Origin of the sequence: Streptomyces sp. NPDC059832, assembly GCF_042731715.1 — a bacterium.
In the GTDB taxonomy this organism is placed as follows: Bacteria; Actinomycetota; Actinomycetes; order Streptomycetales; family Streptomycetaceae; genus Streptomyces.
This window is the reverse complement of the sequence record NZ_JBHWIY010000029.1, coordinates 67,347-79,288: the sequence shown is the minus strand read 5'-3', so window position 1 is coordinate 79,288 and position 11,942 is coordinate 67,347. Positions and strand designations below refer to the sequence as shown.

Annotated in this window: 4 protein-coding genes; 3 read left to right on the top strand and 1 reads right to left on the bottom strand. The window is 72.8% G+C overall.

Annotated elements, in window-relative coordinates; genetic code table 11:
* Positions 1 to 6 precede the first annotated feature (6 nt).
* A complete protein-coding gene (locus tag ACFV8T_RS34990) occupies positions 7 to 1,446 on the top strand; it encodes a carboxylesterase/lipase family protein (RefSeq protein WP_385335453.1) in 1,440 nt (479 codons plus the stop codon).
* Positions 1,447 to 2,003: 557 nt separating this feature from the next.
* On the opposite strand, the gene ACFV8T_RS34985 is transcribed toward ACFV8T_RS34990, so the two are convergent.
* Positions 2,004 to 2,687, bottom strand: coding sequence for a hypothetical protein (locus ACFV8T_RS34985; protein WP_385335451.1), 684 nt, complete (start codon positions 2,685 to 2,687; stop codon positions 2,004 to 2,006).
* A gap of 205 nt (positions 2,688 to 2,892) precedes the next feature.
* Here ACFV8T_RS34985 and ACFV8T_RS34980 point away from each other — a divergent pair, with 205 nt between their 5' ends.
* Positions 2,893 to 3,165: a hypothetical protein gene (locus ACFV8T_RS34980; protein ID WP_385335450.1), complete on the top strand. Its 273-nt coding sequence runs from the start codon at positions 2,893 to 2,895 to the stop codon at positions 3,163 to 3,165.
* Between the two features lie 146 nt (positions 3,166 to 3,311).
* Complete coding sequence (locus tag ACFV8T_RS34975) at positions 3,312 to 11,684, top strand: type I polyketide synthase (RefSeq protein WP_385335448.1); 8,373 nt, start codon at positions 3,312 to 3,314, stop codon at positions 11,682 to 11,684.
* Positions 11,685 to 11,942: the final 258 nt, after the last annotated feature.

The following is an 11,942-nucleotide window of genomic DNA, read 5'->3' as shown; positions in this document are numbered from 1 at the left end:
TGTTCCGTGCCCCGACAAGAAGATCCGGTCGTCGAAACCCCGGCGGGCGCCGTGCGCGGCGTCCGTGACGGATCCGGCGAGCGCTACCGTGCCCTCCCCTACGCGGCGGCACCGACCGGCGCCGGCCGATTCGCGCCACCCGTACCGCACCCGGGCTGGTCCGGTGTCCGCGACGGCACGCGGCCCTCGCCCACGGCTCCCCAGCCGGTCCGCAACTTCGGCCGACTCGACATGGTCCCCTACTTCGGGCCGGGCTGGGTGCCCGGCGAGGAGTACCTGACCGTCGATGTCCACACGCCCGCCGCCGACGGCGGCAGGTGTCCCGTCATGGTCTTCGTGCACGGCGGCGGGTTCGTCACCGGCTCGAACCGCGCCGCGCTCTACGACGGCAGTGCGTTCGCCCGTGACGACGTCGTCCTCGTTACGGTGAACTACCGCCTCGGCATCCCCGGGTTCCTCGATCTGGCGGGTGCTCCGGCCAACCGCGGACTGCTGGACGTGCTCGCCGCGCTCAGCTGGGTACACGACACCGTCGCAACATTCGGCGGCGACCCCGAGAACGTCACGGTCTTCGGCCAGTCCGCGGGCGCCACGCTCACCGGCGCGCTGCTCGCGACACCGGAGGCAGGCGGTCTGTTCCGGCGAGCGATCATCCAGAGCGGCAACGGCACCGGCGCGTTCACTCCGGAGCAAGCGCAACGGGTCAGCGCCACGGCGGCCGCCGCGCTGGGCGTCGAACCGACCGCCGAGGCGTTCGCCCCGATCCCGGACGAACGCTTCCTGGCGATCCTGCCCGCACTGACCGGCCTCGACCTCCGTACCAGCACCGCCACGGACCCGCTGGCCGGGCTCAGCCCGTTCAGCCTGGTCCTGCCGGTCCAGCCCGCCGACACTCTCGCCGACGGCCCGGCCCGCGACATCGACCTGCTCATCGGCACCAACACCGAAGAGGCGCGCCTCTACCTCGTACCGCAGGGCGACCTGGAGTCCACCACGGAAGCCGACGTGCTCACCGTCGCCACCCGGGTGCATGCAGACCCGGGGACCGCGCTCGCCGCGCACCGCGCGGCACGGCCGGACGAAACACCGGGCGAGCTGCGCGCCGCCGTGCTCGGGCGGGCCCTGTTCGGGGCCGGTACGACACGCATGGCGCAGGCCCATGCGCGGATCTCGGGCGGCCGCACGCACCTCTACTCGTTCGGGTACCGCTCGACGGCCCTGGCCGGGCGACTCGGCGCTGCGCACACCGTCGAACTGCCCTTCGTGTTCGACATCGCCGACAAACCCTGGCTGCACGGGGACACCTGCCTACTCGGCCCCGACCCCGCCCCAGCAGGACTCGCAGCCCGGGTACACGGCGCCTGGGTCGCGTTCGCCGGCACCGGGAACCCGGGCTGGGCTCCCTACGACCCGCAGCGCCCCGTGGTGGAGACCCTCGGCGGCTGAGCGTCCTCTCACCGGACGGGGCGGTCGCCGGTGGCCGGGTACTCGTTCTCGGGAGGGATGGCATTTCCTCCCGCCCGCTTCTGGAGTCATGAGGGCTGGGCGGCGATCTGCCGGCGAGCGATGCCCCCGGTCTTCTTGAGCTCGTGGAAGGCCAACTGCTCCGAGGCATGGCCTTCCCGCTCCGAGACGAGGAGTTCAGCGGTGATCCCGTACCTGCGGTCGTACTCGTCGAGTCAGCCCGCGCCGTAGGCCCGCTGCCGTTCTTCGAGGCAGGCCGCCGCGACCGGGGTCGGCTCAGGCCCTTCGAGCTCGATCTGCCGAGTCACCGGGCCCTCGGTATCGACCTCGAAGCAGAACCAGGTGTCTCTCTCGTCCCGGTAGCAGCGCATCCATGTGGTTCACCGGTCAATGATGACGGCGTTGGCGGCTGTCACGGCTGCCCGTCGAAGGGGCCCAACTCCTCGCGCCCTCTCGTAGTGCGTCTGTCAGATGGCGAAGCCTGTGGGCTGCGAGACGGCCCGGTCCGGTGTGAGGCCGCCGCGCAGCCGGGCGGGCGCTTACAGGTGGGAGCTGATCACACCGCCGTTGCTGAGCACGATGTATACGCCGTTGGCGTCGAGCCCGGTGTCGTGCTGGTTCGCCTCCATCGTGGCCTCCACCGCGCCCTCGTTGCCGAGGATCTGCGCGCGGTACCGCAGCTCGCCGATCTTCGTGACCTTGGCCGTCCAACCGCCCGCGAGCTTGAAGGTGCCCGGTCCGGTGTGTCCGCCGCCCATCCAGGAATGCACCTCGCCGCTCAGCGTGAGCACGACGAACATGTCGTTGGCGTCGAGCCCGGCGTCCTGCCCCTTCGTCTCCAGCGTGGCCAGAACCGAACCGCGACTGACGATCTTGGCGCGGTAGTGCTGGTCACCGAGCTCGTAGATCTCGGCCTTGCTGCCGTCCGCCAAGGTCTGGGTGCGGACCGGGGATGCCGCCTTGGCCGCGGCGGCCGGTGCGGTGGCGCGGTGCGCGGCGGACGTCCCGGTCTGCACGCTGATCTGGGCATTGTCTGCGCTGGTCCTGGCGCCGTCGGGCGCACCACCGTTACCGGTGGAGGCGGAGCTGGAGATCTTCTTCTCCGAGCCGGCGGCAGCGTCGTTGCCCCCACTCTGGCAGGCGGTCAGCGAGAATGCCGCAGCGGCGGCGACGGCCACCAGGCCGGCGGAACGGACGGTACGGCGAGCACGGCGAGTGGTCATTGTTGAAGCCCCCATGGAATATCAGGATGCGGCGCCTGCACCTGCTCCCGCAGGGCGGCCGGCCGGATCTGCTGTTCGTTGCACCCCGTGAGATGGCACCCGGGCAGGAGTCGTTCACCGAGTTCTTGTCCGCACTTGGTAACAACGGAACTGGGCGCCACCGCGCGAGTCCCCAAGTCCCTGAACCGCGCCGTTGCTTGAGGCGATGGAAGCAGCAGTCGACGCATGCCTCGACGCGGACGAGCAAACGATCGAGCGGGGCATCGGCCCAGAGTCGGTCCTCGGCAGCTTCGCCTCCGCCTGGACGGGGACCGGTGGTCGAACCACACTCGCCGACCTGCTCCACATCGCCGCGATCGGCGAGTGCCCCTTCGAGAAGGCGCCGGGCACGGCCGGAGCACGGTGGATACTGCTGCGCCCGGTCGGCGAGGTCCGCTACGCGACCAGCCCCCGGGCGGGACTGAGCCCGCAGAGCTGAACACGACACACGACCAGCCTGTTCAACGGCATTCGATGGAAACGGAAGGTGAGTCGTACCCCGTCGGCGTCGACCCGCCACCGGGAGGCAACCGGTTGCACCGTGCCGTCGTCCTCAACGGCGGGTCATCTCAAGGAGGTCATGCGGTGAGTAGGCACACCGACATCGTCGAACCACTGTCGGAACTGCTCGGGCACCACGCCCGGCGCCTCGGGGACAAGATCTGTTTCGAGGACCGGCTCAGGCGTGTGACCTACCGGGAGCTGGAACGGAGGACCGCACGGCTGGCCGGTCACCTGGCTGGACTCGGTCTGGCGCGCGGTGACCGGGTGGCCGTACTGCTCGGCAACCGTGTCGAGGCGGTCGAGAGCCTGCTCGCCGTCACTCGGGCGAGCGGTGTGGGCGTACCTCTGGACCCCGGAAACCCGGAGGATGAGCTGACCCGCTTGCTGGCCGACAGCGGGGCACGGGTGCTCATCACCGATGACGCCTGCCTGACGCGGCTGCGAACGCTGCCGTTGCGCCCCGGGTTGACCGTGGTGGCGGCCGAAGGCGGCGCCGAGGACGGGGCCGGGAACTCGCCTTCGTGCGCGGACCGCGTGGAGCAGGCGGACGGGGCCGGCGAAGCCGGGGTCGCGGGCGGCGTTCTGCGGTTCGAGGAGTTGGCGGGTACGGAGCCGCGGACACCGGCCCGGGACGATCTCGCACTGGACGAAGTGGCGTGGCTGCTCTACACCTCGGGCTCCTCCGGCATGCCCAAGGGCGTCCTGTCCACCCAGCGCAACCGCCTCGCGCCGGTCGCGACGGGCCTTGTCGGTGTCCTGGGCCTGTCCGAACGGGACCATGTGCTGTGGCCGTTGCCCCTCCATCACGCGATGAGCCAGATTGTGTGTTTCCTCGGGGTGACCGCGGTGGGGGCGAGCGCGGTGCTGCTGCCCCGGTTCTCGGTGGCGGGGGTGCTCGGCGAACTGCGGCGTGGGGACGCCTCGTTCACCTTGCTCGGCGGGGTTCCGACCACGTATTCGGCGCTGCTCGACGCGGTCCGGGGCGAGGAGAGCGGTGCGGACGGCGGCGGTCTCGGCGCCCCCGCGCTGCGGGGTTGTGTCAGTGGTGGCGCCGCGGCGGGACCCGGGTTCCGTGAGTCCTTCGGGGCGATCTGCCGTGTGCCTTATCTGGAGCACTACGGCAGCACGGAGGCGGGCCCGGTCACCATGCCGACGCCTGGTGAGGAGACGATGTCCGGGGCCTGCGGCCGGGTGCTGCCCGGCGTCCGGGTCCGGGTCGGCGGGGGCCCCGACGGCCGGGACACGGGCGAGGGCGAGTTGTGGGTCAGCGGGCCGGGGGTGATGGCCGGCTACCACGGCAGGCCGGAAGCCACCGCGGAGGTACTGCGCGACGGCTGGTTCCGCACGGGTGACCTGGCCAGGATCGATGCCTCCGGTGGACTGGCCATCACCGGCCGGGCGAGTGATCTGATCATCCGGGGCGGGGTGAACATCCATCCTTCGGAAGTGGAGGTGGTGTTGCGGCGGCTGCCGGGGGTGGCGGACGCCGCCGTGGCCGGACGTCCGCACCCCGTCTTCGGCGAGGTGCCGGTCGGCTATCTCGTAGCCGAGCCCGGCGGCGTGCTGGACAGGGGGCGCATCCTCGCCGCCTGCCGTGCGGAACTGTCCGGCTTCAAGGTGCCCGCCGAGCTGTTCGTGGTGGAGGACCTTCCCCGTACCGCCTCCGGGAAGACCCTGCGGCGGGACCTCGCCGGCCTGCCGGCACGGGCGCTGGGCGCGAGGGCCGCCGGGAAGCCGTCGGAGGACCTGCTGGCCCTGGTGCGGGACGAGGTGGCGGCCGTGCTCGGCTGTACGGCTCAGGCGGTGGAGCCGAGCACGGCGCTGCGGGACCTGGGTATGGACTCCCTGACGGCGACGGTGCTGCGGGAGCGGTTGTCGGCGGTGACCGGCCTGCCGCTCTCCGAGGCCGTCGCCTTCGACTTTCCCACGGCCGCAGCGCTCGCCGCCCACCTCGGGGAACGGAACGCCGCCGCGCCGGCCGGCGTCGGGTCCGTGGACCGGAGTGCAGCCCGGTCGGACGACGACCCCGTGGTGATCGTGGGGATGGCTTGCCGCTATCCCGGAGATGTGACCTCTCCCGAGGAGCTGTGGCGGCTGGTGGCCGACGGGACGGACGCCATCAGTCCCTTCCCCACCGACCGGGGCTGGGACGTCCGGGCGCTGTACGACCCGGACCCCGGACGGCCCGGACGGACGTATGTGCGCGAGGGGGGTTTCCTCGCCGGTGTGGACCGCTTCGACCCCGGCTTCTTCGGTATCTCGCCCCGCGAGGCGTTGGCCATGGACCCGCAGCACCGGCTGCTGCTCGAAGTGGCGTGGGAGGCGTTCGAGTACGCCGGTCTCGTCCCCGGCACTCTGCGCGGCTCGGCGACCGGGGTGTACGTCGGGCTGATGTACAGCGACTACGCGCGGCGCCTGGCAAGGACGCCCGAGCACGTCGAGGGGTACCTCGGCCTCGGCAACGCCGGAAGCGTCGCCTCGGGTCGTATCGCGTACGCCTTCGGCCTCGAAGGCCCGGCCATCACCGTGGACACGGCGTGTTCCTCGTCCCTGGTGGCCATGCATCTGGCGGCCCAGGCGCTGCGCCGGGGTGAGTGCGCCTTCGCGTTGGCCGGTGGCGCCACGGTGATGTCGGGGCCCTCGTCGTTCGTGGAGTTCAGTCGCCAGCGGGCCCTGGCGCCGGACGGCCGCTGCAAGGCGTTCGGTGCGTCCGCCGACGGCACGGGGTGGGCCGAGGGTGCTGGAATGCTGCTGTTGAGCCGGTTGTCCGAGGCGCGCCGCGCCGGGCTTCCGGTACTGGCCGTGGTGCGCGGGTCGGCGGTGAACCAGGACGGGGCGAGCAATGGGCTGACCGCACCGCACGGGCCGGCGCAGCAGCGGGTGATCCGGCAGGCGCTCGCGGACGCGGGGCTCAACCCTGGGGATATCGACGCTGTGGAGGCGCACGGCACCGGCACCCGGCTGGGGGACGTCATCGAGGCGGAGGCCTTCTTCGCGACGTACGGGCGGCAGGCGCGGCAGAGTCCCCTCCGGTTGGGCTCGGTGAAGTCGAACATCGGTCATACCCAGGCCGCCGCCGGAGTGGCCGGTGTGATCAAAATGGTGCAGGCGATGCGGCATGGTGTGCTGCCGCGTACGTTGCACGCCGACGAGCCGACGCCCCGTGTCGACTGGTCGTCGGGGCGGATCTCGCTGCTGACCCGGGCGGTGGAGTGGCCTGCGACGGATCGCCCGCGCCGGGTGGGGGTGTCGTCGTTCGGGATCAGTGGCACCAACGCCCATGTGGTGCTCCAAGAGGCTCCGGGTGGCGAGGAGACCGCGTCGCTGTGTGCCGTGGCGGACGGCGGGACCGCGAGGGGCCGTGTCGGACCCGGGGTGGTGTTGGAGGGTGCGGCGCTTCCCGAGCGGGCCTCGGTGGCCTTTCCGGTGTCGGCGAGGAGTGTGCCGGGGCTGCGAGCCCAGGCGCGACGGCTGTACGACCATGTGGTCGCCGCTCCTGATACGCCCCTGATGGATATCGGGTACTCGCTCGCCACCACGCGTGCGGCCTTGGAGCACCGGGCCGTGGTGGTGGCCCGGGACCGTACCGAGCTGCTCGGCTCCCTGCGGGCTGTGGCGGAGGGCGACGGCCGGTCCGGAGTGCACACGGGCACGTCCCGCCACCACGGCCCGCCGGCCTTTCTGTTCACCGGTCAGGGCAGTCAACGTGTCGGCATGGGCCGTGAATTGTACGAGTCGCGGGATCTGTATCCGGCCTTCGCCGGTTCGTTGGACGAGTGCTGTGCCCTGCTCGACCCGCTGCTGCCGGTGCCTCTGCGGGACGTCATGTTCGCCGCGCCAGGCACGGAGACGGGCGCGTTGCTGGATACGACCCGGTTCGCGCAGCCGGCGCTCTTCGCTCTGGAGACGGCGCTGTTCCGGCAGTTCGAGGCGTGGGGGGTACGCCCCGGTCTGGTGGCCGGGCACTCGGTGGGCGAGGTGGCTGCGGCGCATGTCGCCGGGGTGCTGTCCCTCGCGGACGCGTGCACGTTGGTGGCGGCCCGGGGCCGGCTGATGGACGCGCTGCCTTCGGGCGGCGCGATGGCGGCCGTGGCCGCCGGCGCGGACGAGGTGGCTGCCCACCTCGCCGGGACCGGGTGTGCGGTGGAGATCGCCGCGGTCAACGGGCCTGCGTCGGTGGTTGTCTCCGGCGACGAGTCGGCGGTGCGGGAGGTGTCCGCGTACTTCCGGGAACGGGGCCGTTCGGTGACGCCGCTGCGGGTCGGTCATGCCTTCCACTCCGCTCGGATGGAGCCCGTGCTGGCCGAGTTCGCGGACGTGGTCCGGCGGCTGTCCTTCGCCGCGCCGCGGCTCCCGCTGATCACCGCTGTACCGGGCCGGGCGGCCGCCGCCGAGGAGGTGTGCACGCCGGAGTTCTGGGTGGACCATGTCCGCCGTCCGGTTCGCTTCGCCGATTCGGTGGCGTACCTGGGTGAGCAGGGCGCGGCACACTACGTCGAACTGGGGCCGGACGGGGTGCTCACCGGCCTGGTACGTGAGTGCCTTGCCGTGTCCGGGCCGTCCCCGGCCGAAGCGGACACGGGCGAGGCCGGCGGCGAGCGGGGCCCGGTGCCACTGGTTCTGCCGACACTGCGCGGGAAGCGACCGGAGGCGGATGCCTTGCTCGACACGCTGGCCGCGCTGCATTCCCATGGCGTTCCCGTCGACTGGCGGGCTGTCTACGCCGGGTGCGGCGGGCGGCGCGTCGCACTGCCCACGTATGCCTTCCAGCGCCGCCGGTACTGGCTGGAGACCGACCCGGAGCGTCCGCCTGTGTCCCCGACCGCCGAGCCCGCCCATCCGTTCCTGCGGTCGGGCACCCGCACGGCCGACGACGACGGGCTGCTGCTGAGCGGGTTGCTGTCGGTGCAGGACCAGCCGTGGCTTGCCGACCACGTGGTGGCTGGGGAGATCTTGCTTCCGGCGACTGCCTTCGTCGAAATGGCCCTGCACGCCGGCGAGTTGGCTGGCACGGACATCCTGGACGAGCTCGTTCTGACCGCGCCGCTGCCGTTGCCCTCGGACGGTGCTGTCGACTTGCAGGTGAGGGTGGCGGGGGCGGACGACGCGGGGCGGCGGGCTGTGCTCTTCCACTCCCGGCCGCATACTCCGTCGGGTGGTGAGCCCTGGCTCCGGAACGCCGTCGGCACTCTTTCGCCGGCGCAGCCGCCTGCGGACCGGGGATCAACCGCAGGCGCGACCGGCGGCGTGCCCCGGCCGGACGCGGCCAGGCCACTGCATGCCGACGTTGCGGGGGCCGGACCGTATGAGCAACTGGCCGCCGACGGGCTGCGTTACGGCCCCGCTTTCCGGGGCATGCGCGCCGCCTGGAGGCACGGGGAGGAGTTGTACGCGGACGTCGCGCTGCCCGAAGCGGCCCGGACCCCGCGCCGGGAGGCGGACGGCCCGGAGTTCGTCCTGCATCCCGCACTGCTCGACGCCGCGCTGCACGCCCTGGCCCTGGACAGCCTTGTCGCGAACGGTTCCGGGGCAGCCGATCCGGCGGCCGGCGGGTTGTCCCTGCCGTTCGCCTTCAGCGGGGTGCGCGTGCACACCACGGGTGTGCAGCGCTTGCGGGTACGGGTGGCCCCCGGGCCGGACGGTCAGGCCGGAGTGGAGTTGGCCGACGAGACGGGCGCACCGGTGGCGACGGTCCGTTCGCTGGCGCTCCGGCCTCTTCCGCGTACCGGATCAACGGCGACGGACGCAGTCACCGGTGTTCTCCACCGGACGAACTGGGTGGCGTCGGCCGAGCCGTCCACACCCGTGGTGATGCCCCGTTGGGGGGTTCTGGGCTCGGCGGGCACACGGCTGGTGGATGCTCTCGCGCCGCCGGGTTCCGGCGTCCAGGTGTACCCCGGCCCGGCGGCGTGCGACGCGTCGTCGGCCGTCGTCGTGGCACCGTGCCCGCCGCCGGGCACGACCGACGGCGGGCACGACCAGGCTGCCGGTTTGCTGCGGACAGCGGACTGGGCGCTGAGGCTCGTGCAGGAGTGGCTCGCCGAGCCGCGCCTGTCCGGCTCCCGTCTCGTCCTCGTGACGTCCGGTGCCGTCACTTCGGCCGATGACGGATTCCCTGCGGATGGTGCCGGTCGCGGCAGTGACGGCCGGTCCGGCGAGACTGCGTCCGTACCGTGGCACACGCCGGTGTGGGGACTGGTCCGTTCGGCCCTGCGGGAGAATCCCGGCCGCTTCGCTCTGATCGACGTGGACGAGCACCCCGACTCCTGGAGTGCCCTGCCCGCCCTGCTGGCCGCCCCGGTGCCGGAGGCAGCCGTACACCGGGGAACGGTGTACGTGCCGAAGCTGGTGCCACTGGCCGGGGCGGCACCGAAGCCACGGAAGAGGCGGACGCTCGACCCGGAGGGCACCGTCCTGGTCACCGGTGGCACCGGTTCCCTGGGCATGCTGGTGGCGCGGCACCTGGTCACCGCTCACGGCGTCCGGCATCTGCTGCTCGCCGGCCGGCGCGGGCCGGACGCCCCGGGGGCGCGGGAACTCGTCGCGGAGCTGTCCGAGGCGGGCGCCCAGGTGACCGTTCACGCCTGTGATGTCGCGGACCGGACCGCGCTCGCGGCCCTCCTCGACGCGGTACCGGCGGCACACCCGCTGACCGGCATCGTGCACACTGCGGGGGTGCTGGACGACGGCGTCGTCGCGGCGCTCACCACCGACCGGATGAGGCGGGTGCTGCGCCCCAAGGTGGACGCCGCTCTCGCTCTGCATGAACTGACCCGGGGTCACGACTTGGCCGTGTTCGCGCTGTTCTCCTCGGTAGCGGGTACCTTCGGCTCCGCGGGCCAGGCCAACTACGCCGCGGCCAATTGTGTGCTGGATGCCTTGGCGCGGCACCGCGGGCGGCTCGGACTGCCCGGTACGTCGATCGTCTGGGGCCCCTGGCAACAGCACGACGGCATGATGGCGAACCTCGGCGACGCGGATCGGCAGCGGATGGCCCGCTCGGGGTTCAGCCCGCTCGGGCCGGAAGAAGGCCTGGCTCTCTTCGACGCGGCCGTGGCCGGTGACGAACCCGTGGTGGTGGCGGCCCGCCTGGCCCCAGCCGCTCTCCGCGGCGGTGGCACGGCGGCGCACCGGCTCCGAAACACTGCCGCCGCCGGGGACAACGCAGGCGACGGGGGCGACGGAGGCCGGGACCGACTCGGCCCGTCGCCGGCGGCTGCTTCCCCCGGCGGGATGGGCGAGGTGCTGCTCACAAAGGTCCGGACCCTGGCGGCCCGCGTCCTGGGCCATCGGGAGGAGGCAAGCGAGATCGACGAGGACGCCCTGCTGGCGGACCTGGGGCTGGATTCCCTGGCCGCGGTCGATCTGCGCAATGAGCTCGCGGCGTGGACGGGGCTGGCGCTGCCGACCACGCTGCTGTTCGACTTCCCGACGCCGCGCGCGCTCGCCGTCGAGCTGACGCGGCGGTATGCCGCCGAGGCACCTGCTGCGGATGCCGCGTCCGACGGCCGGGCACGGCCTGAGGCCGACGGCTCTCCGGGCTCCCCGGGCCGACCGGCGGACGACGGTCCGGGAAGCGGTCCGGGGGCGGGCGCTCCGCCGGATGCCCGGGTGCGGGTTGCCGAAGCCCCGCAAGCCGGGGAGTCTCCGGACTCCCTGGGCGCGCTCTTTCGTACCGCCTGCGCCCGGGGGCGGAGCTGGGACGGCATGGTGCTCCTCACCATCGCCGCGCGCCTCCGCCCCGTCTTCGACAGGGCCGGGGCGCCCGGTGCGACGCACGAACCCGTCATGCTCGCGGCGGGCGGCACGGGGGCCCGGCTGGTCTGCTCCCCCGCGCTCAGCGCGCTGTCCGGACCGCAGGAGTACGCGCGCCTCGGTGCCCGGCTGCGAGGGCTGCGGCCGGTTTCCGCGGTGCGGCACCCGGGGTTCGAGCCCCGAGAGGCTCTGCCCGCCACACTGGACGCTCTCGTCACCGCCCAGGCCACTGCCGTCCGCGCAGCCGCGGCCGAAGGCCCCCTGGTGCTGCTGGGGCGGTCGGCCGGTGGCTGGGTGGCCCATGCCGTGGCCGAGCGTCTGGAGTCCGAGGGTGCCGCCCCGGTGGCCGTCGTCCTGGTGGACACCTATCCCCCCGCTCACGGTGACCAGGGGCAGGCGCTCTCCACGATGACGTCGGACATGCTGCGCCGGGCGGCGCAGTTCGCCTCCGCCAGTCCCGATCGGCTCACCGCCATGGCCGGATACTTCGAGCTCTTCCGTGACTGGAAACCCGCGCCGCTCGCCTGTCCCACCCTGTACGTACGAGCCCGGGATCCACTGCCCGGCACCGACCCCGCCCCGGACTGGACCCTGCCGCACGCCGAGGTCACTGTGCCGGGAGACCACTTCACCATGCTGGAGGAACACGCCCGTACCACCGCACTCGCCATCCACCAGTGGCTCGGCAGCCGGTTCTGAGGACGTCCCGGGAGGGGCGCGGGTGCAGGCGTGAACGACTCCGCCCCACGCGCCCCCGCGTCTCTCCCCCGTCCTCGCGGTCAGTGCCGTTCTCTGTCCGGGCCACGGCAGTCGACGGCGGACATACGGCCGGAGTGGGCGTCGGCGACAGTCGTCCTGCTCCTCTGCTTCGGGCCGGGGAGCCGCGTGCTTCGGGCCGGGGAGCCGCGTGCTTCGGGCCGAGGAGCCGCGGCAGGGCCCGTCATGGCACCGGACGAG

What these genes read in the sequence shown, in the direction of transcription:
- ACFV8T_RS34980 (WP_385335450.1), top strand. Translation starts at nt 2,893, where the DNA reads ATGGAAGCAGCAGTCGACGCATGCCTCGACGCGGACGAGCAAACGATC.
- ACFV8T_RS34985 (WP_385335451.1), bottom strand. Translation starts at nt 2,687, where the DNA reads ATGACCACTCGCCGTGCTCGCCGTACCGTCCGTTCCGCCGGCCTGGTG.